The following is a 22,986-nucleotide window of genomic DNA, read 5'->3' on the forward strand; positions in this document are numbered from 1 at the left end:
AATGAATCAACTAGTTAACGCAGTCGATCCGATTCTCCAGGTTAGCGAGTTGTCCGTGCGATACGGGAAGGTCGAGGCACTGCACGGCGGCAAGCTGACGGTCGGTGCAGGGCAGATAGTCTCAGTCATTGGACCGAACGGGGCGGGGAAGTCCACTCTGTTGAACGCGATCATGGGCGCGCTGCCGTCGACCGGGTTCGCCAAAGGCGCTGTGCGCTATCTAGGAGACGATATTTCTTCATTAGCGATCGAGAAGCGTGTTTCACGTGGCATGTGTCTTGTGCCTGAAAAACGTGAGTTGTTCGCCAGCATGACGGTTGAGGACAACCTGGTGCTGGGCGCTTACCGGCGCAAGCGTGCCGGAGAGCGAAACTATCTCGATCAACTGCCGCACGTCTTTGAATTATTCCCGCGGCTGAAAGAGCGTAGGAAGCAGGCGGCGGGCACGTTGTCGGGAGGAGAGCGCCAGATGCTGGCCGTCGGGCGCGCTTTGATGGGCAAGCCGCAGTTGTTGATGCTTGATGAGCCGAGCCTTGGCTTGGCGCCGCTGATCGTGAAGGAGATCTTCCATATCATTAGTGCGCTGCGGGAGACTGGCGTTGCGACGCTGTTGATCGAGCAGAATGCGCGCGCGGCGCTACAGATCTCTGACTATGGTTACGTCCTGGAAACGGGCGAATTCGTGCTGGAAGGGGCGGCGGGCGAATTGGCGCACAATCCGCGGGTGATTGAAACGTATCTTGGGTTGGCGAAGAAAGTCGCTTAATTTGCTTCGAAGCAGGTTTCTGAACGGCGTGTTTCACGTGAAACACGCCGTTTTTTTATCGTTAGCCGTTCGGCCGAATCGGGTCGAAAGGTAAAGCTATATAATTCTGCGATATCTCTCTCAAGGCTCGCGTCGCTCGCACGCGAAATTTCCGATGCTTTTTCCGACAGAATTTGATGTGATCGTCGTTGGCGGCGGTCACGCTGGCACTGAAGCGGCGCTGGCCTCGGCTCGCATGGGCTCCAAGACGCTGCTGCTGACCCACAATATCGAGACGCTCGGTCAAATGAGCTGCAATCCGTCGATCGGCGGGATTGGCAAAGGCCATTTGGTCAAAGAGGTGGATGCGTTGGGCGGCGCGATGGCGGCTGCGACCGATGAGTCGGGGATCCAGTTCCGAATACTGAATTCGTCGAAGGGGCCAGCGGTGCGGGCTACGCGCGCGCAGGCGGATCGCTTGTTGTACAAGCAAGCCATTCGGCATCGGCTCGAAAATCAGCCGAATTTGTGGCTGTTCCAGCAAGCGGTCGACGATCTGATGGTTGAAGGCGACCGAGTGGTGGGCGCCGTGACGCAGGTAGGCGTGCGGTTTCGGGCGCGCGCAGTCGTGCTGACCGCAGGGACGTTCCTCGACGGGAAAATTCACGTCGGACTGAACAATTACACCGGCGGACGAGCGGGAGACCCCGCCGCAGTGTCGCTTTCTGCGCGGCTCAAAGAACTGAAGCTGCCGCAGGGACGTTTGAAGACGGGTACTCCCCCGCGCATCGACGGCCGGACGATAGATTATTCGAAGCTCGAAGAGCAGCCAGGCGACTTCGATCCGATTCCGGTGTTCTCTTTCTTGGGTCGCGTCGAGCAGCATCCCCGTCAAATGCCGTGCTGGGTGACACATACGAACACCCGAACGCACGACATCATCCGCTCCGGGCTCGATCGGTCGCCGATGTACACAGGCGTGATCGAGGGAGTTGGACCGCGATACTGCCCGTCTATCGAGGACAAGATTCACCGTTTCGCCTCTAAAGACGCCCATCAGATCTTTCTGGAGCCAGAAGGGCTTACTACAAACGAGTTCTATCCCAACGGAATCTCGACCAGCCTGCCGTTCGACGTACAACTTGAATTGGTGCGCTCAATGGTCGGCCTTGAGCATGCGCATATCCTGCGGCCAGGCTATGCAATCGAATACGACTACTTCGACCCGCGGGCATTGAAGGCGTCGCTGGAAACGAAGGCGATTGGCGGTCTTTTCTTTGCAGGGCAGATTAACGGCACCACGGGATACGAAGAAGCTGCCGCGCAGGGCTTGCTGGCGGGCATCAACGCCGGATTACAAGCTCAAGGCAAAGAAGCGTGGACTCCACGCCGCGATGAGGCCTACCTCGGCGTTCTTGTGGACGATTTGGTGACCCGTGGCGTCTCCGAGCCGTATCGAATGTTCACCAGCCGCGCAGAGTATCGCCTTTCTCTCCGCGAAGACAATGCCGATATGCGTCTGACCGAAATCGGCCGAGAACTAGGCTTAGTCGATGACATTCGTTGGGATGCTTTCAGCCGGAAGCGCGACGCTGTTTCACGTGAAACAGAACGCCTCCGCACGACTTGGGTCAATCCGAAAACCCTACCCGCCGCCGATGCAGCGGCATTACTTGGCAAGCCGATCGATCATGAATACAGCCTTGCTGATTTGCTGCGCCGTCCAGGAGTTTCGTATGAGGGAATCTGTGCGCTGCGGGAGGGCGCATGTGGACCTGAAGCTCCACTCGCCGACGATCCTGTTTTGCTCGCGCAGATCAAGGAGCAGATTGAAATCGGTGTGAAGTACCAAGGCTATATCGATCGGCAGGCCGGTGAGATTGAGCGGAACGGGTCGCAGGAGAACACGCGCTTGCCGGAAGCAATCGACTACGCCGAGGTGAGAGGGCTGTCGTTCGAAGCGCGCCAGAAGCTCACACAGCACCGCCCTGAGACGATCGGGCAAGCTTCGCGTATTTCAGGCATCACACCTGCCGCGATCTCCTTGTTGATGGTGCACCTGAAGCGCGGCCTCGGCCGTCGCGCCACGACCGCCAATGACGACACCGGCAGCGGCAACGCGCCGGCGATCCAGTGACCGGCGCTTCAGCCGGCGCGCCCGGCCTGGATGATCTCGCTTCATTGCTACGCGATGGCGCCGCTGAACTGGGTCTGACGCTGTCCGATGCCACGCGCTCAAAACTGCTCGACTACGTGGCGTTGCTCGGCAAGTGGAACGCCGTCTACAACCTGACGGCGATCCGCGACCCGCGCCAGATGCTGATCCAGCACATCCTTGATTCCCTTGCGATCATCCCTGCGCTTGCGAGGCGCGGCGCATCGTCGGCGCTCGACGTCGGCTCGGGTGGCGGCTTGCCCGGCATCGTCATGGCGATCGTACTGCCGGACTGGCAGGTCACGCTGAACGATATCGTTCACAAGAAGACGGCCTTCCAGTCGCAGGCGAAGGTGCAGCTTGGCCTGACGAATCTCTCGGTAGTGACGGGGCGTGTAGAAAATCTGAAGCCGGGCGTCGAAGTGCCGGCAAAATTCGATGTGATTGTGTCGCGCGCGTTCGCAGAGCTCTCCGATTTCGTTACACTTGCGCGTCATCTGGTCGCCGACAACGGACGCATCTTCGCGATGAAAGGCGTGCGCCCGGACGGCGAAATCGCGCGCCTTCCAGCGGGCGCGTCGGTGCAGGGCATCGAGCGGCTGACCGTGCCGATGCTCGATGCCGAGCGCCACCTGATCGAAATTGCCGTGACGCCGGATTAAATAAACGCCGCAAGCGTATTGAAGCATTTCACGCACGCCTGAACCACCGCTGATCTTCTGGCAGCGAAGAAACGAGGACATTAAACGATGGCAAAAATCTTCTGCGTCGCGAATCAGAAGGGCGGCGTTGGAAAGACGACGACGGCAGTCAACCTCGCAGCGAGCCTTGCGGCGCTCGACCAGCGGGTTCTGCTGATCGATTTGGATCCGCAGGGCAACGCCACGATGGGCAGCGGTATCGACAAGGCGGCCTGCGAGAACACGGTGTACGAGGTGCTGGTGGACGGCGTCACGCTGCGCGACGCGCGCAAGCGTCCCGAAGCCGTGAACTACGATGTGCTGCCGGCGAATCGCGAGCTGGCCGGCGCCGAAGTCGAACTGGTCACCATTGCGAATCGCGAGCACGTGCTGCGTGGTGCAATCGCTGAAGTCGTTGAAGATTACGACTTCGTGCTGATCGATTGCCCGCCGGCTTTGTCGCTTCTGACCCTCAATGGCCTCTGCGCCGCGCACGGCGTCGTGATCCCGATGCAATGCGAGTATTTCGCGCTTGAGGGTCTGTCGGATCTTGTCAATACCATCAAGCAGGTCCACGCCAACCTCAATCGCGACTTGAAGGTGATTGGCCTGTTACGCGTGATGTTCGATCCGCGGATCACCTTGCAGCAGCAGGTTTCCGACCAGTTGAAAGAACATTTCGGCGACAAATTGTTCGACGTGGTCATCCCGCGCAACGTGCGCCTTGCCGAAGCGCCGAGTTACGGATTGCCTGGAGTGGTGTTCGACAAGTCGTCGCGTGGCGCGCAGGCGTATATCCAGTTCGGCACGGAAATGATGGAGCGCGTGCGCGCGCTGTAACCCAACCCAATCGACGCGGCTCAAGCGGCTGCCGGAGGAACCAAGATGAGCGCTGTAATGAAGAAGAAGGGCTTGGGCCGCGGGCTCGATGCGTTGCTGGGCGGAAGCGTCGATATCACGGAAGCCGTGCGCAGCGAAGGCGTGCCGACCGTGCTGCCGCTGTCGAAGATGCAGGCGGGTAAGTACCAACCGCGCACGCGAATGGATGAGGGTGGCCTGCAGGAACTCGCAGCGAGCATTCGTGCACAAGGTCTGATGCAGCCGATTCTCGTGCGCTCGATCGGCGAAGACCATTACGAAATCATCGCGGGCGAGCGGCGGTTTCGCGCTGCCCGAATCGCCGGCCTCGATGAGGTTCCGGTACTCGTGAAAAACGTGCCGGATCAGGCCGCTGCTGCAATGGCCCTGATCGAGAACATCCAGCGTGAGGATTTGAATCCGCTCGAAGAAGCCCAAGGCATCCAGCGTCTGCTCGATGAATTCGATTTCACGCACGAACAAGCTGCTGAATCGGTGGGGCGCTCGCGCAGTGCCGTCTCGAATCTTCTGCGTCTGCTGAATCTCGCGACGCCCGTCCAGACGATGCTTCTCGCCGGCGATCTCGACATGGGCCACGCCCGCGCGTTGCTCGCCGTCGATGCCGCGACGCAGATTCAGTTGGCCAACCAGGTGGTGAACAAGCGCATGTCGGTGCGCGAAACCGAAAAGCTGGTTTCGTCGACGACAAAGGAAGTGCCCGCGACGAAAGCGCGCATCGCGAATGACGGCGGACGCGACACGCGCAGGCTCGAAGAGGAGTTGTCGGACCTGCTGTCAGCGAACGTGAAGATCAAGCTCGGCGGGCGAGGGCGCGGCAAGGTGACGATAGATTTCGGCGACCTCGACTCGCTCGAAGGCATCCTGAGCAGGTTGCGCGGCACCGCCGACGCGACGCGCGCTTAATCGTTTTGTCGAGCACGAAGGCAAAACCCGTCGGATCGACGAGCACGCTTGCGCGTCTGTGGGCGCTCGTCAGCAGGGAGCCGGTGCTCGCGATTCTCGTCGTCGCGCTGCTCGGCCTGCAAATTCTGCATCCGAGACCGTGGACGGCGCTCCCCGCGCTCATCGACTGGCAGACGGTGCTGACGCTCGCCGGTCTGCTGATGCTGACGAAAGCCGTCGAACTATCAGGATTCCTGATGTGGATGGCGCATCGTGTCGTGCATCGAATTCATAGTGAGCGGGCGCTCGCGTTTCTGCTGATCGGCCTGGCTGCGGCGCTCTCGACGCTCCTGACCAACGACGTCGCGCTATTCGCCGTTGTGCCGCTCGCGCTCTCGTTGCACAAGCTCGCGCCGCTTCCGATCAAGCGCCTCGTCATCTTCATCGCGTTAGCGGTGAACGCGGGGTCCGTGCTGACTCCGCTCGGGAATCCTCAGAATCTGTTCCTCTGGCAGACGAGCGGCGTGTCGTTCGGCGCGTTCGTGTGGGCGCTCGCACCGCTCTGTGCGGTGCTGATGGCGATGCTGTACGTGCTGACCGCGTTCATGTTCCGCGCCGAGCCGCTCGATCTGTCGGGCGACGTGGAGGAGCACCGCGTCGATCGGACGCTGTGCGTGGTGGCGGCGTTCGCCTTCATCGCCTTCGTTGCGCTCGCCGATGCGCATCACGCCGGTCCGGCACTCGCTGCGGTCGCGATCGGCTTCTTGCTGTGGCGCAGGCAAGTCGTCCTGAAAATCGACTGGTTGCTGCTGCTCATTTTCGTGCTGATGTTCATCGTATTGCGCAGCGCCGCGGCGTTACCCCTCGTTCACGACGCCATCGCGAACATCGGACTGAATGCGCCGTTACGCGCGTATGCAGCAGGCGCCGTGCTTTCGCAAGGCATTAGCAACGTGCCGGCCGCGATCATGCTTGCCGAATTCTCGAAGGACTGGCGCGCGCTCGCGTTCGGCGTGAGCGTCGGCGGCTTCGGTATCGCGATCGGTTCGCTCGCGAATCTGATCGCCGTGCGCCTCTCGGGCGAGAAGGACATGTGGACGCCGTTTCACATCGTATCGATCCCGTTCTGGATCGTGGCAACGGCGATTGGTGCGCTTCTCGTATGAGTGCGCAGCACCCCTTACAGCCCCACACGAACTGATCGCGAAAGCAAGACAATTCTTAGATAAAACGTCGCTTTTTAGGCGGTGTCTGCTTGCTTTTTGACGCACCTAAACTATTGAATCCGTGACAACAATCGCTTACAATCCCCCGGATTTATCAGCTTGGTGACCCCGAAAGCGCAGCGTAAACGCGGTGGTTGTGCGGCGGCCACGGGCGGATGACAACGGGACTTTGAGCAGGCAGTGTGATGACGGTGCGAGAGCAGAATCGAGCGCCGAAAGGCGGGCAAGACGGGCGCCGCTCGCAATCCGAAGCTGACGAAGCGAATGGTTCAGGAAGTCAGCCGCACGGTTCGTTTGACGATTCGTGGGACGCCGAAGCGCAAGATAACAATATCGTTCCGCTTACGCGGGCACAGGCAGAAACGCTGTTTGGTCCCGGAGTGAGTCGTCCATCGCGGGTCACGCCATACAAGGTCGTGGCGGCGCAAATGGTTTTGTCCCTGGGTGCAACGCTGCTGTGGTGGCTGTTCTACAGCCCGCCGCGTGATGCCGCGCTGTCCGCCTTCCTGGGAGGAGCGATCTGCTGGGGGCCGAGCGCATTGTTCGCGGCACGCCTGAAAGCGAAGAGCGGCGCCGAGACCATCGCGAGCTGGATGATCGGCGAAGCCATCAAGATGGGTGCGACGATTGCTATGTTCGTCGCGATCGCGGTCTGGTACAAAGGCGCGCTGTGGGTGCCGCTTCTGGTCACGTACCTGATCGCGCTGAAGACGTACTGGATTGCAATGGTCTGGCGATGAACGCGAGGCAGCGAAGCCAGGCAGCAGCGGTAGAGCAACAGTAACAGAGCAAATAAATACGTGCGGATTCCATATCCTGCACGCGGGCCTCGGCCCCCGGAGACGCAACGCCAACGCGGCGACTCGGGGGACAAGCAGGCGGCGGAAGATTTTTGACAATTTGGGTGGCTTTAACGATATGGCAGCTAGCGAAGGAACGCGCGCTCTGGATCCGTCCGAGTACATTGCGCACCACTTGCAGAATCTTTCCAATCACCATCAGACGGCGATTTTCGATATCCACGTCTGGAATCTCGATACGCTGTTCTGGTCGATTCTGTGCGGCCTGGCAACCATCGCGATTCTCGGCCTCGCCGCCCGCAAGGCGACGTCCGGCGTTCCGGGGCGCTTCCAGAGCGCAATCGAGATGCTGGTCGAGATGGTCGAGGACCAGTCGAAATCGATGATCCACGGCAACCGCCGCTTCATCGCGCCGCTCGCGCTGACCGTGTTCGTCTGGGTCGCCCTGATGAACGCGCTCGACTTCATCCCCGTCGACCTGCCGGGCCGCGTGATCGGCTGGCTGGGCCTGTCGGAAGCCATTCCGCATCATCGCATCGTGCCGACCGCCGATCTGAACGGCACGCTCGGCATCGCGCTCGGCGTCTTCGCGCTGATGATCTATTACAACCTCAAGATCAAGGGCGCCGGCGGCTTCGTGCACGAACTGCTGTCGGCTCCGTTCGGCGCGCATCCGCTCCTGTGGATCCCGAACCTTGCACTGAACATCATCGAGTTCGTCGCCAAGACGGTTTCGCTCGGCATGCGGCTGTTCGGCAACATGTACGCAGGCGAACTGCTCTTCCTGCTGATCGCACTGCTCGGCAGCATGTGGCATTTCGGCGCGGACGCCTCTGTACTTGGCTTTCTCGGCCATGTGGTCGCGGGTACGGTCTGGGCGATCTTCCACATTCTGATCGTTCTGCTGCAAGCGTTCATTTTCATGATGCTGACGCTGGTGTACATCGGCCAGGCGCATGACACCCATTAATACGCTTTAAGTAGTTCCAGAATCGCCTCAGGTTTCACGGTTTCGTCTTTTATAAATCCAGTTCCAAAGTCTTTAATCAAAGGAGTGATCATGCAAGCTTTCATCGCCAACATCCAGGGTCTGACCGCCATCGGTATCGGCATCATCATCGGCCTGGGTGCAATCGGCGCCTGTATCGGTATCGGCCTGATGGGCGGCAAGTACATCGAAGCGTGTGCCCGCCAGCCGGAACTGATGAACCCGCTGCAAACCAAGATGTTCCTCTTGGCTGGTCTGATCGACGCGGCGTTCCTGATTGGCGTTGGTGTGGCAATGCTGTTTGCGTTCGCGAACCCGCTGCTCTCGAAGCTCGCAGGCTGAGGTTCCTCGGAAGTGTGCGTCTAGCCGCAACGTGACGACGACGCAGGACGGAACGGGTGAGGGCGCTTAATCGATGCATCCCGTCGATGAGCGCCTTACCGTTTCACTCTCCCGAAAAAGCAACGTTTAAGGAAACACCGTGAATCTCAACGCAACCCTGTTTGCGCAAATGGTCGTGTTTCTGATCCTCGCGTGGTTCACGATGAAGTTCGTGTGGCCGCCGTTGATCAACGCCCTCGACGAGCGCGCGAAGAAAATCGCCGACGGCCTCGCAGCCGCCGAAAAGGGCAAGTCGGAGCTCGAAGCCGCGCACAAGCGCGTCGACCAGGAACTCGCGCAAGCCCGCAACGACGGTCAGCAACGTATCGCCGACGCTGAAAAGCGTGCCGTCTCCGTCGCCGACGAAATCAAGGCTAACGCCCAGGCCGAAGCAGCGCGCATCATTGCGCAAGCGAAGGCCGATGCGGACCAGCAAGTCGTGAAGGCACGCGAAGCATTGCGCGCCGAAGTCGCGGCGCTGGCCGTGAAGGGCGCCGAGCAAATCCTGAAGCGCGAAGTCGACCAGAAGGCGCACGCCGATCTGCTGAATCAACTCAAAACCGAGCTCTGATCATGGCCGAACTTGCAACCATCGCCCGTCCCTACGCAGAAGCGCTGTTCCGCGTGGCCGAAGCCGGTGATCTCGCGGCCTGGTCCAACTTCGTCGAGGAGCTGGCTCAGGTTGCGCGTCTGCCCGAACTGCTGTCGGTCGCCACGAGCCCGAAGGTCAGCCGCGATCAGGTCAGCGATCTGCTCCTGTCGGCGGTGCAATCGCCGTTGAAGGACAGCCCGCAAGCGAAGAACTTCGTGCAGATGCTGGTGGACAATCATCGTCTGCCGCTGATGAACGAAGTCGCCGTGCAGTTCGACGAGCTGAAAAACGCCCGTGAAGGCGCGGCCGACGCGCTGATCGTGAGCGCGTTCCCGCTCGAAGGCGAACAGTTGAACGACCTCGTCGCGAGTCTCGAACGCAAGTTCCAACGCAAGCTGAAACCTACCGTCGAAATCGACCCGTCGCTGATCGGCGGCGTGCGCGTGACGGTGGGCGACGAAGTGCTCGATACCTCGGTCCGCGCGCGCCTCGCCAGCATGCAGACGGCTCTGACTGCCTGACGCTTAAAAGCTGGCACGCAACAGAATTGACTATCAGGAGCGAATAATGCAACTCAATCCCTCTGAGATCAGTGAGCTGATCAAGAGCCGGATCCAGGGCCTTGAAGCGAGCGCAGACGTTCGCAACCAGGGCACCGTGATCTCCGTGACCGACGGTATCGTGCGTATCCACGGCCTGTCGGACGTGATGCAGGGCGAAATGCTCGAATTCCCGGGCAACACGTTCGGTCTCGCGCTGAACCTCGAGCGCGATTCGGTCGGCGCCGTGATTCTGGGTGAATACGAACACATCTCGGAAGGCGACATCGTCAAGACGACGGGCCGCATTCTCGAAGTGCCGGTGGGTCCGGAACTGCTCGGCCGTGTGGTCGATGCGCTCGGCAACCCGATCGACGGCAAGGGTCCGATCAACGCGAAGATGACCGACGCGGTCGAAAAGATTGCACCGGGCGTGATCTGGCGTAAGTCGGTGTCGGAGCCGGTGCAAACCGGGCTGAAGTCGATCGACGCGATGGTTCCCGTCGGCCGTGGCCAGCGTGAGCTGATCATTGGCGACCGCCAGTGCGGCAAGACCGCAGTCGCGATCGACGCGATCATCAACCAGAAGGGCAAGAACCTCTTCTGTATCTACGTCGCGATCGGTCAGAAGGCTTCGTCGATCATGAACGTGGTGCGCAAGCTCGAAGAAACCGGCGCGATGGAATACACGATCGTCGTCGCGGCTTCGGCTTCGGAATCGGCTGCGATGCAATACCTCGCGCCGTACGCCGGCTGCTCGATGGGCGAGTACTTCCGCGATCGCGGGCAAGACGCGCTGATCGTGTACGACGACTTGACCAAGCAAGCGTGGGCGTATCGTCAGATTTCGCTGCTGCTGCGCCGTCCGCCGGGCCGTGAAGCGTACCCGGGCGACGTGTTCTATCTGCACTCGCGTCTTCTGGAACGTGCGGCTCGTGTGTCGGAAGACTACGTCGAGAAGTTCACCAACGGTGAAGTGAAGGGCAAGAGCGGTTCGCTGACGGCGCTGCCGGTCATCGAAACGCAAGCCGGCGACGTGACCGCGTTCGTTCCGACGAACGTGATTTCGATTACCGACGGCCAGATCTTCCTGGAAACCGACCTGTTCAACGCCGGTATCCGCCCTGCCATCAACGCGGGCGTGTCGGTGTCGCGCGTCGGTGGTGCGGCTCAGACCAAGGTCGTGAAGAAGCTCTCGGGCGGTATTCGTACCGACCTGGCGCAGTATCGTGAACTGGCTGCGTTCGCGCAGTTCGCGTCCGACCTCGACGAAGCCACCCGCAAGCAGCTCGAACGCGGCCGCCGCGTGACGGAACTGCTGAAGCAGCCGCAATATCAGCCGCTGCAAGTGTGGGAGCTGGCGGTGTCGCTGTTCGCGGCGAACAACGGTTATCTCGATGACCTCGAAGTCAGCCAGGTGCTGCCGTTCGAAAAGGGTCTGCGCGAATACCTGAAGACGAAGCACGCCGACATGGTCAAGCGCATCGAAGACAACAAAGACTTGTCGAAGGACGACGAAGGCGCATTGCATACCGCGCTGAAGGACTTCAAGAAGTCGGGCGCTTACTGATCTCAACATTGATCGAAACTTTGGAGCGGCGCGGGCCGCTTCGGGCGAAGAAAGCCGAAGCCAAAACCCGCGCCACTTCGATCAGGGAGTAAGCAAATGGCTGGAATGAAGGAAATTCGCGGCAAGATCAAGAGCGTGCAGAACACGCGCAAGATCACGAAAGCGATGGAGATGGTGGCCGCGTCGAAGATGCGCCGCGCTCAGGAGCGCATGCGCGCCGCTCGTCCGTACGCCGACAAGGTTCGCGAGATCGCGGCGCACATGAGCGAAGCCAACCCCGAGTACCGCCACCCGTTCATGGTGAAGAACGAAGGCGCGAAAGTGGCCGGCATCATCCTCGTCACGACCGACAAGGGTCTGTGCGGCGGCATGAACACGAACATCCTGCGTGCGTCGGTTCAGAAGTTCAAGGAACTCGAGCAGAGCGGCGTCTCCTTCGAGGCATCGGCGATCGGCGGGAAAGGTCTCGGTTTTCTGAATCGCCTGCGCGCGAAGGTCGTGTCGCAAGTCACGCACCTCGGCGACACGCCGCATCTCGAAAAGCTGATCGGCGCGGTGAAGGTGCAGCTCGACCTGTACTCGGAAGGCAAGATCAACGCGGTGTACCTGGCGTACACGCGCTTCGTCAACACGATGAAGCAGGAAGCGGTGATCGAGCAACTGTTGCCGCTCTCGACCGAAGACTTCAAGCGTCGCGACAGCGCCGACGGTGAATCCGTCACGCCGAAGACGTCGTGGGACTACATCTACGAGCCGGACGCGCAAACCGTCGTCGATGAACTGCTCGTGCGTTATGTCGAGGCGCTCGTCTATCAGGCGGTCGCGGAGAACATGGCCTCGGAGCAATCGGCCCGGATGGTGGCGATGAAGGCCGCGTCGGACAATGCGAAGACCGTGATCGGCGAATTGCAGCTCGTGTACAACAAGAGCCGGCAGGCCGCGATTACGAAGGAACTCTCGGAAATCGTCGGCGGCGCCGCTGCGGTCTGATGATCGCGTGAGCTGAATCAAACAGTATCTAAAGGAAATGCGATGAGTACCACTGCTTTGGTAGAAGGCAAGATCGTACAGTGCATCGGCGCGGTGATCGACGTGGAATTCCCCCGTTCGGACATGCCGAAGATTTACGACGCGCTCGTTTTGGAAGGCTCCGAGCTGACGCTAGAAGTGCAGCAACAGTTGGGCGACGGCGTGGTCCGCACGATTTGTCTGGGTGCCTCGGACGGGCTGCGTCGCGGCACGGTCGTGAAGAACACGGGCAAGCCGATCAGCGTGCCGGTCGGCAAGCCGACGCTCGGACGGATCATGGACGTGCTCGGCCGTCCGATCGACGAAGCCGGTCCGATCAACTCGGACGTGACGCGCGGCATTCACCAGAAGGCTCCGAAGTTCGAAGATCTGTCGCCGTCGACGGAACTGCTGGAAACCGGCATCAAGGTTATCGACCTGATCTGCCCGTTCGCGAAGGGCGGCAAGGTTGGCCTGTTCGGCGGCGCCGGCGTGGGCAAGACCGTGAACATGATGGAACTGATCAACAACATCGCGAAGGAGCACGGCGGTTATTCCGTGTTCGCCGGCGTTGGCGAGCGTACCCGCGAAGGGAACGACTTCTATCATGAAATGAAGGACTCGAACGTTCTCGACAAAGTGGCGCTCGTGTACGGCCAGATGAACGAGCCGCCGGGCAACCGTCTGCGCGTGGCGCTGACCGGCCTGACGATGGCCGAGCACTTCCGCGACGAAGGCCTCGACGTGCTGTTCTTCGTCGACAACATCTACCGTTTCACGCTGGCGGGAACGGAAGTGTCGGCACTGCTCGGCCGTATGCCGTCGGCAGTGGGCTATCAGCCGACGCTGGCTGAAGAAATGGGCAAACTGCAAGAGCGCATCACGTCGACGAAGACGGGTTCGATTACGTCGGTGCAGGCCGTGTACGTCCCGGCAGATGACTTGACCGACCCGTCGCCGGCTACGACGTTCGGCCACTTGGACGCAACGGTCGTGCTGTCGCGTGACATCGCTTCGCTGGGTATCTACCCGGCCGTGGACCCGCTCGATTCGACCTCGCGTCAGATCGACCCGAACGTGATCGGCGAAGAGCACTACACGATCACGCGCGGCGTGCAGCAAACGCTGCAGCGCTACAAGGAATTGCGCGACATTATCGCGATTCTGGGCATGGACGAACTCGCGCCGGAAGACAAGCTCGCCGTGGCGCGCGCGCGGAAGATCCAGCGTTTCCTGTCGCAGCCGTTCCACGTCGCGGAAGTGTTCACGGGTTCGCCGGGCAAGTACGTGCCGCTGAAGGAAACGATCCGCGGCTTCAAGATGATCGTCGAAGGCGAGTGCGATCATCTGCCGGAGCAGGCGTTCTACATGGTCGGCACGATCGACGAAGCCTTCGAAAAGGCCAAGAAGATCCAGTAAAGGTCGGGTGTATCGAAGCGGACGCTGGCCCGACGAGGCAGCGTTCGCGCATCGCGTCTCATGGCGCGGTGTTCCAGCGATAGCGCTTGGCGGATTCCTCTGCGAGCGCGGAGATAGACCCCAGGAGTCGAGTCGATATGGCAACCATCAAAGTAGACGTCGTCAGCGCGGAAGAGCAGATCTTCTCGGGCCAGGCGAAGTTCGTCGCGCTGCCGGGCGAAGCGGGTGAACTCGGTATTTTGCCGGGCCACACGCCGCTCATCACGCGCATTCGTCCGGGCGCGGTGCGCATCGAGGCGGAAGACGGCTCGGAAGAGTTCGTGTTCGTTGCGGGCGGGATCCTCGAGATTCAGCCGGGCGTCGTGACCGTGCTCGCCGATACGGCGATCCGCGGCGCGGACCTCGACGAAGCGAAAGCCGAGCAGGCGAAGAAGCGCGCGGAAGAAGCGCTGCAGAACACGGATTCGAATCTCGAATACGCGACCGCGCAAGCGGAACTCGCGTACGCGACGGCGCAGTTGGCCGCGATCCAGCGTCTGCGGAAACTGCGCGGACAGCATTGAGCGCTGGCGTCAGCATGTGATTGAGAAAGCAGCCTTCGGGCTGCTTTTTTATTTCTACCGCGCGTTTCTGCATGTCCGATGTGCGACGCTCCCGCTTTACGCGTAAGCCACTGATTTCACGCAACTACGCCATCGAAAGCCGATAACCGTTCCGGGTAACACTGAATGCCGCCGGTTACTTTTACCGTGCAGAATAGTCTTCCAAATGGCCTGCAAAAAGCAGGTCGAATTCATTGCGGAGACATCGATGGCAATTCAACCGACGCAGGCCGACGCGCAGATCGAACCACGCGACGGCCTATCTCAAGTCCGCGGCGCAACCGACATTCCCTTAAGCGACGCCACCGTCTCGCGATTCCTGCTCGACACCGTCGCGCGATTTCCAAATCGTCCCGGCGTCACCTTCCGCGAGCAAAACATCCGCTGGACGTGGCGCCAGTTCGCCGATGAAGTCGATGTCCTCGCGAGCGGACTGCTCGCACTTGGCGTGGAAGCGGGCGATCGCGTCGGTATCTGGTCGCCGAATCGCGCGGAATGGCTGCTCACGCAGTTCGCGACGGCGCGGATCGGCGCGGTGCTCGTCAACATCAACCCGGCGTATCGGCTGGCCGAACTCGAATACGCGCTGAACAAGGTCGGCTGCAAGGCGCTGATTGCGGCCGAGCAGTTCAAGACGTCGAAGTATCTCGACATGCTTCAGACGCTCGCACCCGAACTCGCCGATGCCGAGCCGAACGCGCTGCAAGCGGCGAAGCTGCCCGAATTGCGCACCGTGATCCGCTTGGGCGACGCGAAGACGCCCGGCATGCTCAACTTCGGCGACGTGATGGCGCGCGGCCGTGAGCAACTTGACACCGCGCGGCTCGAAACGCTGGAAGCGAAGCTCGACGCGCACGATCCGATCAACGTCCAGTTCACGAGCGGCACGACCGGTAATCCGAAGGGCGCGACGCTCACGCACCATAACGTCGTGAACAACGCGCGCTACATCGCGATCGCGATGCGTCTCACGGAGAACGACTCGCTCTGCATTCCGGTGCCGCTGTATCACTGCTTCGGGATGGTCCTGGCGGTCCTCGCGTGTGTATCAACGGGTTGCGCGATGGTCTTCCCCGGCGAAGCCTTCGATCCCGCCGCGACGCTCGCAGCCGTCCACGAGGAGCGTTGCACCGCGCTGCACGGCGTGCCGACGATGTTCATCGCCGAACTGGATCATCCGGACTTCGCGAAGTACGACTTCAGCCGTCTGCGCACCGGCATCATGGCGGGTTCGCCGTGTCCGATCGAAACGATGAAGCGCGTTGTTTCGACGATGAACCTGCGCGAAATCACCATCGCCTACGGGATGACGGAGACGAGCCCAGTGTCCTTCCAGAGTTCGACGACCGATCCGCTCGACAAGCGCACGACGACCGTCGGACGCATTCAGCCGCACCTGGAAGTCAAAATCATCGATCCGGTAGGCAACGTCGTGCAAGTCGGCGAGACGGGCGAGCTGTGCACGCGCGGCTATTCCGTGATGAAAGGCTACTGGGACGACGAGACAAAGACGCGCGAGGCGATCGTCGACGGCTGGATGCACACCGGCGACCTCGCGACGATTGATGCTGACGGCTATTGCAACATCGTCGGGCGCCTGAAGGACATGCTGATTCGCGGCGGCGAGAACGTGTATCCACGCGAAATCGAGGAGTTTTTGTTCCGGCATCCGAAGGTGCAGACGGTACAGGTGTTCGGCGTGCCGGATCAGAAGTACGGCGAAGAGGTCTGCGCGTGGATCGTGCTGCGGCCGGGCGAACAAGCGACGGCCGAGGATATCCGCGAGTTTTGCCAAGGCCAGATCGCACACTACAAGATTCCGCGTTATATCCGCTTTGTCGACGAATTGCCGATGACGGTGACCGGCAAGGCGCAAAAATTCATCATGCGCGCGCGGATGATCGAAGAATTGAAAATCGCAGAAGCTAAAACGGCGTGAGTTTAATCACTGGCCTGAAAGGAGAACGCAAGAACGTGAAGGCGTTCTCCTTTCAGTTTCTGACGGAGCAACTATCACGCGATTCATTTTGAAATGCGCGCAAACGTTTGTCCGGACGAAAAAAAAGCGGGCCTGGAGCCCGCTAAAAACCACACGCTACGGGGTTAGCGCGAGGAGACCAAAGGTGGGAACAACTTCGATACCGCGTTTGGACCGAAGAACGACCCCAGCAAAGATGTCCCAGGAGAGGGTTTCGGCAAGGCCGAAAAGCAGGGCACGTGGTCATTAAAAACACACCGCACCCAACACATCCGTGTTGAAACCGTTTGAACAGATTGTGGGCGAATTGATCTCGGGCGGCCGTAACAAAGTGTTTCAGTTTGTAACCCGGGTCGCATGAGCTTCGCCGGAAATATTCGACCGCCATTCAAGCCGTTTTGGAAAATTAATTGCCCGCATCACGCGCTTTGTGAGCGGCTGATTGGCAATTAATCGTCGATCGCTGCTTTAACGCCTAGTGCGGAGACTCTAATTTTCCGCGAAAATCGAACGAGCGATCCTCATGAAATCGAAAAGCATTTTCGACGAACGGGGAATAAATCGGCTACATGACAAAAATTCCGGAGATATATATGACGATCGACAGCGACATGCTCGCCTATTACCGCGCGTCGGCGGAGGCGTTTCCGCCCCTTCCCGCCGATGCCGACGCTCGCGCCATCCGCCAGCGTTTTCAGGACGTCGCGCGAACTTTCGCTCGCCCGCGCGGCGCGGACATTGCCGTAAGCGAACTGACGGTGCCGCTGCAAGGTCGCGAGTTGAACGCGCGGGTATATCGGCCGGTTGCGGCGGCTGAAACGCTGCCGCTCCTCGTGTACTTTCACGGCGGCGGCTGGGTCGTCGGTGATCTGGATACGCACGATGCGCTCGTTGAGCGGCTCGCGATCGACGCGCATTGCGCCGTCGCGAGCGTCGATTACCGTGTCGCGCCCGAGCATCCGTTCCCCGCGCCGTGCGACGACGCGCTCGACGCCCTCATCTGGTTCGCTGAGCATCGCTCGCGGCTGGGTTTCGCGACGGACCGGCTTGCCGTCGGCGGCGACAGCGCGGGCGCGCACCTCGCGGTCGTTGCGGCGCGCGGGGCGAATGACCGCGTGGCGGGGCTTGTTGGCGCGCAGTTGCTGCTGTATCCGGCGGTGCGGCGTCAGTTCGAGAGCGCGAGCTGCATCGCGAACTCGAACGGCCCCGGCCTCACGAACGACGAAATGAAGTGGTACTGGCAGCAATTTCTGTCCGGCGCCGCGCCCGCCGCCGACGACGTCCGAGCCTTCCCGCTCGCCGAGCCGTTCGAGCGGACGCCCGCGCCGGCGCTGATCGTCGCCGCGGCGCACGATCCGCTCTACGACGACGCGTTCGAACTTGCGCGTTTTCTGGAGAGCAACGGCGGCCGCGTCGAGTTGATCGACGCGCACGACATGACGCACGGCTTCGGCCGCATTCAGCAGCATTCGCCGGCGGCCGCCGCGTGGATGAAGCGCGCCGCCGAGCGCGTCGGGACGATGCTGCGCTAAAGGGCCGTCACTTCAGCCATTTATCGACGACCGACTGAAATTCACCAGTCGATCGCGCGAGGTGCAGCCACTGGTCGACGTACTGCTGAAACGCCACGTCGCCGCGTGGTACGAGATAGGCTTTTTCGCCGAACTGGAACGGTTTGTCGGGATGCACGGAGCACAGGCCGGGGTTCAGCTTTTGCTGGAGCAAAGTTTCGGAGGCGTCGGTGACCATCACGTCGGCGCGGCCGTCGAGGATCTGCTTGAAGATCGTCACGTTGTCCGGATACTCGATCAGTTGCGAATGCGTAAAAAATTGCTTCGCGAAGCGCTCGTTCGTGCCACCCGGATTGACGATCGTCCGCACGCCCGGCTGGTCGATCTGCGCGACAGTCTGATATTTCTCCACATCGTCGCAACGCACGATCGCTGTTTTCCCGTCCACCATGTACGCCTGCGTGAAGAACGCGCGCTTCTGCCGATCGAGCGTCGTCGAGACGCCGCCCACCGCGATGTCGCATTTCGCGATGAAGTCGTTCATCAGGCTCGACCACGACGTCTTCACGTAGTCGGCCTTTACGCCAAGCGACTTGGCGAGGCTGTCGGCGAGATCGATGTCGATGCCTTCGAACTGGCCGTCAGGCTTCAGGAACGTGTACGGCTTGTAGTCGCCGGTCGTGCACACGCGCAGCGTGTGGCGGGAGAGCACGTCGTCCAGACGCGACGTCGTTGTAGCGGCGGCGGGCGTCGCGCCGGAGATCGTGCCGGCCTGCACCGTCTGCGCCTGCGCGCTGTTGAAGGCCAACGCTGCGGCGGCGATAGCGACAAGGTGTCTCATGGGTCTTCTTATTTAATAGTGGCGAACGTCGATCATAGTCAACGATGCGTGCCTTCAACAATGCGCGAGTTCCCCGAGACGCCATCGCGAAATCGCGCTTGCGGGCGATCACGCGGGCTTCACGCGGCGTCCGTGCATCGCAAAAACGCGGGGCCGCTCCGGTAGAATGCTCCTTTGCCTTTCAGCACCGAGCGCCGTGGCCCATACCCTTCTCAACGATACTTTCCTGCGCGCGCTGCTGCGTCAGCCGACCGACTACACGCCGATCTGGTTGATGCGCCAGGCGGGGCGCTATCTGCCCGAGTACAACGCGACGCGTGCGCGCGCCGGAAGCTTCTTGGGCCTCGCGAAGAATCCCGATTACGCGACTGAAGTCACGCTCCAGCCGCTCGAACGCTATCCGCTCGACGCCGCGATCCTTTTCTCCGACATCCTGACGATCCCCGACGCCATGGGCCTCGGCCTGAACTTCGTGCAGGGGGAAGGTCCGCGCTTCGAGCGCACGGTGCGCACGGAAGCGGATGTCGCGCGTCTCGCCGTGCCGGACATCGACGTGACACTGCGCTACGTGACCGATGCCGTTAGCCAGATCCGCCGCGCGCTCACCGATGCCGAAGGCCGTCAGAAAATACCGCTGATCGGCTTTTCGGGCAGCCCGTGGACGCTCGCGTGCTACATGGTCGAAGGTGGCGGCTCGGACGACCATCGCACGGTCAAGTCGATGGCGTACGCGCGGCCTGACCTGATGCACCGCATTCTCGACGTCAACGCACAGTCCGTGATCGCGTACCTGAACGCGCAGATCGATGCAGGCGCGCAGGCCGTGATGATCTTCGACACCTGGGGCGGCGCACTCGCCGATGGCGCGTACCAGCGATTTTCGCTCGATTACATCAGGAAGGTCGTCGCGGGCCTGAAGCGCGAGCACGACGGCGCGCGCGTGCCGGTCATCACGTTCACCAAGGGCGGCGGGTTGTGGCTGGACGAAATCGCGTCGATCGGCGTGGACGCCGTTGGGCTCGACTGGACCGTCAACCTCGGCGCGGCGCGGGCCAAGGTCGGCGATCGCGTGGCACTGCAAGGCAATATCGATCCGAGCGTGCTGTTCGCGCCGCCCGCCGCGATCCGCTCGGAAGCGCGCGCCGTACTCGACAGCTTCGGTAACTTCCCGGGCCACGTCTTCAATCTGGGCCACGGCATCTCGCAATTCACGCCGCCCGAACACGTCGCCGAACTCGTCGACGAGGTGCATACCCATAGCCGCGCGATCCGTCAGAAGGGCAACGCCTGAGGCATTGCTTGTTGCGATGCAGCAGACGGGGCTCGAAACAGTCGTGCGATTGGCAGCGGCGCGCGTGCCCCGAACGGCGCCCCTTCGGCGGTCTCCCGATTGTCAAGAGTTGACTTATGCACATTTTTTACGCTGCGGCGCGCCATCATACGTATGGCCGCAAAACGCCGATAAAGCCGTTCTATGTGCGAGTCAACATTATGATTTAAAAGAGAAATATCTTAGTCGATCCGCAATGTGGGCAAGCGCACAAAGCGACTCCACACGCGGTTTTTGTGAACTGTCAACTAAAGTTCTCAACAAAGTTATCCACAGGCCTGTGGAAAGCCTCACTTTCTCAAAAATAATCCTGAACTTAGCGCCGATTGTGATGTTTCACTTTAAGTGCGCCGGGCAAAGCCTTGTGCTGTCGTCGGCGCGCGGCGGTGCTGGCGCTTGGCGGCGGTGCAGCGAATGAGCGCGGTGTTCGTCCGCGTGGCGCTGGATCATCCGCTGCCCACGCTCTTCGACTATCGATACGACCTCGCGCCTCGGCCCGAGGCGGGCCTGCTGGTGCGCGTGCCGTTCGGGCGGCGCGACGTCGTCGGTCTGATCTGCGAAGTGACGACACAAAGCGATGTCCCCGCCGACAAGTTGCGTGCCGTCGAAGCCATCTGCGATGCCTGCGCGCCGCTCTCCGGCGAATGGCGCGCGCTCGCCGCGTTCGCCGCGGAGTACTACCAGCGCGGTCTGGGCGAAGTCGCGTTGCCTGCGTTGCCGCAGGCGTTGCGCGATGCGTCGCGCTGGGCGCGGCTGTTTGCGCCCGCGGAGCGCTACCAGCTGCTGCCGGCGGGGCGCGCCGTGTTGCCCGATGCGCTACCGGCGCGCGCACACGCGCTGCGGCGTCTTGCCGAAGCGCTCGCGGCGCAACCGGCGCTCGCCGCCGCCGATGCTCGCGCGCTGCATCCGAAGGCGAGCACGACGCTGGCCGAGTGGCAATCGAAGGGCTGGGTCGTGCGCGAAGAAAAAGACGACGCCCCCGAGTTGCCCGATGAACTCACCAATGACGCCTTGCTCCCGCGTCTCACGCAGGAACAGCAGGAAGCCGTCGACGCGATCACCGCCGCGCGCAGCTTCGCTCCGTTCCTCTTGCACGGCGTGACGGGCAGCGGCAAGACCGAGGTTTATCTGCACGCGCTCGCGGGCTTGCTCCACGCGCGGCCGGACGCGCAGGCGCTCGTCCTCGTCCCCGAAATCAATCTGACGCCGCAGTTCGAGGCCGCGTTCCGCGCGCGTTTCGCCGCGCTGCCCGAAGGCGCGATCGTCACGATGCACAGCGGCCTGGCCGAGGGCGAGCGCGTGCGCAACTGGCTCGCCGCGCACACCGGACGCGCGCGGATCGTCCTGGGGACGCGGCTCGCGATTCTGGCGTCGATGCCCGGACTGGCGCTGATCGTCGTCGACGAGGAGCACGATCCCGCATACAAGCAGCAGGAAGGCTTGCGCTATTCCGCCCGCGATCTCGCGATCTACCGTGCAAAGCAGCGCGAGATCCCGGTCGTGCTCGGCTCGGCGACGCCGTCGCTCGAAAGCTGGTGGCAGGCCGAGCAGGGCCGCTACACGCGGCTCACGCTGTCGCGTCGCGCCGTCGCGGAAGCCGTGCTGCCGAGCGTGCGGCTTGTCGACCTCGAAGAGGAGCGCAGGCGCGGGCGGGCGTCGATCGAAGGGTTGTCGGGCCCGCTCGTCGCCGCGCTGAAAAGCCGGCTGGAACGCGGCGAGCAAAGTCTCGTGTTTCTGAACCGCCGTGGCTACGCGCCGATCCTGTCATGCGATGCCTGCGGCTGGGTCGCCGGCTGTCCGCGTTGCAGCGCGTATGTCGTGCTGCACAAGCCCGAGCGGAATCTGCGCTGTCACCATTGCGGCTGGGAAGCGCGGATTCCGAAGTCGTGTCCGGATTGCGGCAACGTCGATATCGCGCCGATGGGACGCGGCACGCAGCGCGTCGAGGAAACGCTCGCGAGCGCGGTGCCGGGCGCACGCGTGCTGCGCATCGATGCGGACAGCACGCGCCGGAAGGGCAGCGCGCAGGCGTTGTTCTCGGACGTGCACGCAGGCGAGGTCGATATTTTGGTCGGCACGCAGATGATCGCGAAGGGGCACGATTTTCAGCGCGTGACGCTCGTCGGCGTTCTGAATGCCGATACGGCGCTCTTTTCCCACGATTTCCGCGCGAGCGAGCGCCTTTTCGCGCAATTGATGCAGGTAAGCGGCCGGGCGGGGCGTTCAGGTTTGCCCGGCGAGGTGGTGATCCAGACGCGCTATCCGCGACATGCGCTGTATCACGCGCTGGCGCGGCACGACTACGTCGGTTTCGCGAATTCGACGCTCACCGAGCGGCGTGACGCGCATTTGCCGCCGTTCGTCTATCAGGCGCTGCTACGCGCCGAGGGGCGCACGCTGGAGGCGGCGCTTGGATTCTTGCAGCAAGCGGCCACCGCGTTCGCGCCGCTACCGGGCGCGGACCGCGTGACGGTCTACGACGCCGTGCCGCTCACGATCGTCAAGGTCTTCAATGTGCACCGCGCGCAATTGCTGCTGGAATGCGCGTCGCGCGCCGCGCTGCAGACGGCTTTGCGCGCGTGGCAACCCGAATTGCGCAGTCTGAAGGGCGTATTGCGCTGGGCCGTCGAAGTCGATCCGCTCGATATTTAAGCGGCAGGCGCTTCAGACGCCGCCGGGCGTCACCTTGTCGCCCGCCGGGTGCGGCGTGTCGGGTATCTCGCTGGCCTTTTCGCCCGCGTGCGCGACCCGCGACGTAGCGCCGCGAATAAACAGCACGACACACACTGCAAACATCGCCCATATCCCGACGATTACCATCCACGTGCTCATATCCTTCTCCCCGAAACGACTTGTTGGC

21 protein-coding genes are annotated in these 22,986 nt (G+C 61.7%); 19 read left to right on the plus strand and 2 right to left on the minus strand.

Annotated features, from left to right (window positions below):
* Position 1: 1 nt before the first annotated feature.
* The 17 genes from AWB65_RS08915 (at position 2) to AWB65_RS08995 (ending at position 17,976) form a co-directional block, all read left to right on the plus strand.
* A complete protein-coding gene (locus tag AWB65_RS08915) occupies positions 2-766 on the plus strand; it encodes an ABC transporter ATP-binding protein (protein ID WP_087666826.1) in 765 nt (254 codons plus the stop codon).
* Between the two features lie 154 nt (positions 767-920).
* Complete coding sequence (gene mnmG, locus AWB65_RS08920) at positions 921-2,882, plus strand: tRNA uridine-5-carboxymethylaminomethyl(34) synthesis enzyme MnmG (RefSeq protein ID WP_087666827.1); 1,962 nt, start codon at positions 921-923, stop codon at positions 2,880-2,882.
* Positions 2,879-3,562 (plus strand): 16S rRNA (guanine(527)-N(7))-methyltransferase RsmG, encoded by a 684-nt coding sequence (rsmG, locus tag AWB65_RS08925; protein ID WP_087666828.1) that lies wholly within the window; start codon positions 2,879-2,881, stop codon positions 3,560-3,562. The genes mnmG and rsmG overlap by 4 nt, the downstream gene beginning before the upstream one ends.
* A gap of 87 nt (positions 3,563-3,649) precedes the next feature.
* Positions 3,650-4,420, plus strand: a complete 771-nt coding sequence (locus tag AWB65_RS08930; protein ID WP_087666829.1) for a ParA family protein — start codon at positions 3,650-3,652, stop codon at positions 4,418-4,420.
* Between the two features lie 45 nt (positions 4,421-4,465).
* Positions 4,466-5,362: a ParB/RepB/Spo0J family partition protein gene (locus AWB65_RS08935; RefSeq protein ID WP_087666830.1), complete on the plus strand. Its 897-nt coding sequence runs from the start codon at positions 4,466-4,468 to the stop codon at positions 5,360-5,362.
* A 5-nt stretch (positions 5,363-5,367) separates the two neighbouring features.
* Entirely contained in the window at positions 5,368-6,507 is a 1,140-nt protein-coding gene (locus tag AWB65_RS08940) for an SLC13 family permease (protein ID WP_087666831.1), read from the plus strand.
* Between the two features lie 245 nt (positions 6,508-6,752).
* The gene (locus AWB65_RS08945; protein ID WP_087666832.1) at positions 6,753-7,307 is read left to right on the plus strand and encodes an ATP synthase subunit I; all 555 of its coding nucleotides are present in this window, start codon (positions 6,753-6,755) and stop codon (positions 7,305-7,307) included.
* A gap of 178 nt (positions 7,308-7,485) precedes the next feature.
* Positions 7,486-8,337: a F0F1 ATP synthase subunit A gene (atpB, locus tag AWB65_RS08950; protein ID WP_087666833.1), complete on the plus strand. Its 852-nt coding sequence runs from the start codon at positions 7,486-7,488 to the stop codon at positions 8,335-8,337.
* Between the two features lie 90 nt (positions 8,338-8,427).
* The gene (gene atpE, locus AWB65_RS08955) at positions 8,428-8,697 is read left to right on the plus strand and encodes a F0F1 ATP synthase subunit C (protein WP_007180033.1); all 270 of its coding nucleotides are present in this window, start codon (positions 8,428-8,430) and stop codon (positions 8,695-8,697) included.
* 139 nt (positions 8,698-8,836) lie between these two features.
* Positions 8,837-9,307 (plus strand): F0F1 ATP synthase subunit B, encoded by a 471-nt coding sequence (locus AWB65_RS08960; RefSeq protein ID WP_087658065.1) that lies wholly within the window; start codon positions 8,837-8,839, stop codon positions 9,305-9,307.
* Between the two features lie 2 nt (positions 9,308-9,309).
* Entirely contained in the window at positions 9,310-9,849 is a 540-nt protein-coding gene (locus AWB65_RS08965; RefSeq protein ID WP_087666834.1) for a F0F1 ATP synthase subunit delta, read from the plus strand.
* A 46-nt stretch (positions 9,850-9,895) separates the two neighbouring features.
* The gene (gene atpA, locus AWB65_RS08970) at positions 9,896-11,437 is read left to right on the plus strand and encodes a F0F1 ATP synthase subunit alpha (protein ID WP_087666835.1); all 1,542 of its coding nucleotides are present in this window, start codon (positions 9,896-9,898) and stop codon (positions 11,435-11,437) included.
* Between the two features lie 96 nt (positions 11,438-11,533).
* A complete protein-coding gene (gene atpG, locus AWB65_RS08975; RefSeq protein WP_087666836.1) occupies positions 11,534-12,427 on the plus strand; it encodes a F0F1 ATP synthase subunit gamma in 894 nt (297 codons plus the stop codon).
* A gap of 42 nt (positions 12,428-12,469) precedes the next feature.
* The gene (atpD, locus tag AWB65_RS08980; protein ID WP_087666837.1) at positions 12,470-13,864 is read left to right on the plus strand and encodes a F0F1 ATP synthase subunit beta; all 1,395 of its coding nucleotides are present in this window, start codon (positions 12,470-12,472) and stop codon (positions 13,862-13,864) included.
* Positions 13,865-14,001: 137 nt separating this feature from the next.
* Complete coding sequence (locus tag AWB65_RS08985) at positions 14,002-14,427, plus strand: F0F1 ATP synthase subunit epsilon (RefSeq protein WP_087658060.1); 426 nt, start codon at positions 14,002-14,004, stop codon at positions 14,425-14,427.
* A 247-nt stretch (positions 14,428-14,674) separates the two neighbouring features.
* Positions 14,675-16,405 carry an AMP-binding protein gene (locus AWB65_RS08990; RefSeq protein ID WP_087666981.1) on the plus strand — a complete coding sequence of 577 codons (1,731 nt, stop codon included), beginning with the start codon at positions 14,675-14,677 and terminating at the stop codon, positions 16,403-16,405.
* Positions 16,406-17,037: 632 nt separating this feature from the next.
* Complete coding sequence (locus AWB65_RS08995) at positions 17,038-17,976, plus strand: alpha/beta hydrolase (protein WP_087666838.1); 939 nt, start codon at positions 17,038-17,040, stop codon at positions 17,974-17,976.
* A 7-nt stretch (positions 17,977-17,983) separates the two neighbouring features.
* Here the strand turns inward: AWB65_RS08995 and AWB65_RS09000 are convergent, their stop codons facing one another.
* A complete protein-coding gene (locus AWB65_RS09000; protein WP_087666839.1) occupies positions 17,984-18,796 on the minus strand; it encodes a transporter substrate-binding domain-containing protein in 813 nt (270 codons plus the stop codon).
* Between the two features lie 196 nt (positions 18,797-18,992).
* Here AWB65_RS09000 and hemE point away from each other — a divergent pair, with 196 nt between their 5' ends.
* Together hemE and AWB65_RS09010 are read left to right on the plus strand one after the other, a co-directional pair.
* Positions 18,993-20,087, plus strand: a complete 1,095-nt coding sequence (gene hemE / locus AWB65_RS09005; protein ID WP_327357648.1) for a uroporphyrinogen decarboxylase — start codon at positions 18,993-18,995, stop codon at positions 20,085-20,087.
* Between the two features lie 453 nt (positions 20,088-20,540).
* Positions 20,541-22,778 carry a primosomal protein N' gene (locus tag AWB65_RS09010; protein WP_087666841.1) on the plus strand — a complete coding sequence of 746 codons (2,238 nt, stop codon included), beginning with the start codon at positions 20,541-20,543 and terminating at the stop codon, positions 22,776-22,778.
* A 12-nt stretch (positions 22,779-22,790) separates the two neighbouring features.
* On the opposite strand, the gene AWB65_RS36300 is transcribed toward AWB65_RS09010, so the two are convergent.
* Positions 22,791-22,958, minus strand: coding sequence for a hypothetical protein (locus AWB65_RS36300; protein WP_159907581.1), 168 nt, complete (start codon positions 22,956-22,958; stop codon positions 22,791-22,793).
* Between the last annotated feature and the right edge of the window lie 28 nt (positions 22,959-22,986).

It is taken from the genome of Caballeronia humi (assembly GCF_001544475.1).
In the GTDB taxonomy this organism is placed as follows: Bacteria; Pseudomonadota; Gammaproteobacteria; order Burkholderiales; family Burkholderiaceae; genus Caballeronia; species Caballeronia humi.

Excerpts from the sequence above, each read along its gene's own strand:
- AWB65_RS08915 (WP_087666826.1), top strand. The coding sequence starts at position 2 with ATGAATCAACTAGTTAACGCAGTCGATCCGATTCTCCAGGTTAGCGAG.
- mnmG (WP_087666827.1), top strand. The coding sequence starts at position 921 with ATGCTTTTTCCGACAGAATTTGATGTGATCGTCGTTGGCGGCGGTCAC.
- AWB65_RS08930 (WP_087666829.1), top strand. The coding sequence starts at position 3,650 with ATGGCAAAAATCTTCTGCGTCGCGAATCAGAAGGGCGGCGTTGGAAAG.
- AWB65_RS08935 (WP_087666830.1), top strand. The coding sequence starts at position 4,466 with ATGAGCGCTGTAATGAAGAAGAAGGGCTTGGGCCGCGGGCTCGATGCG.
- AWB65_RS08945 (WP_087666832.1), top strand. The coding sequence starts at position 6,753 with ATGACGGTGCGAGAGCAGAATCGAGCGCCGAAAGGCGGGCAAGACGGG.
- atpB (WP_087666833.1), top strand. The coding sequence starts at position 7,486 with ATGGCAGCTAGCGAAGGAACGCGCGCTCTGGATCCGTCCGAGTACATT.
- atpE (WP_007180033.1), top strand. The coding sequence starts at position 8,428 with ATGCAAGCTTTCATCGCCAACATCCAGGGTCTGACCGCCATCGGTATC.
- AWB65_RS08965 (WP_087666834.1), top strand. The coding sequence starts at position 9,310 with ATGGCCGAACTTGCAACCATCGCCCGTCCCTACGCAGAAGCGCTGTTC.
- atpA (WP_087666835.1), top strand. The coding sequence starts at position 9,896 with ATGCAACTCAATCCCTCTGAGATCAGTGAGCTGATCAAGAGCCGGATC.
- atpG (WP_087666836.1), top strand. The coding sequence starts at position 11,534 with ATGGCTGGAATGAAGGAAATTCGCGGCAAGATCAAGAGCGTGCAGAAC.
- atpD (WP_087666837.1), top strand. The coding sequence starts at position 12,470 with ATGAGTACCACTGCTTTGGTAGAAGGCAAGATCGTACAGTGCATCGGC.
- AWB65_RS08985 (WP_087658060.1), top strand. The coding sequence starts at position 14,002 with ATGGCAACCATCAAAGTAGACGTCGTCAGCGCGGAAGAGCAGATCTTC.
- AWB65_RS08990 (WP_087666981.1), top strand. The coding sequence starts at position 14,675 with ATGGCAATTCAACCGACGCAGGCCGACGCGCAGATCGAACCACGCGAC.
- AWB65_RS08995 (WP_087666838.1), top strand. The coding sequence starts at position 17,038 with ATGACGATCGACAGCGACATGCTCGCCTATTACCGCGCGTCGGCGGAG.
- AWB65_RS09000 (WP_087666839.1), bottom strand. The coding sequence starts at position 18,796 with ATGAGACACCTTGTCGCTATCGCCGCCGCAGCGTTGGCCTTCAACAGC.
- AWB65_RS09010 (WP_087666841.1), top strand. The coding sequence starts at position 20,541 with ATGAGCGCGGTGTTCGTCCGCGTGGCGCTGGATCATCCGCTGCCCACG.
- AWB65_RS36300 (WP_159907581.1), bottom strand. The coding sequence starts at position 22,958 with ATGAGCACGTGGATGGTAATCGTCGGGATATGGGCGATGTTTGCAGTG.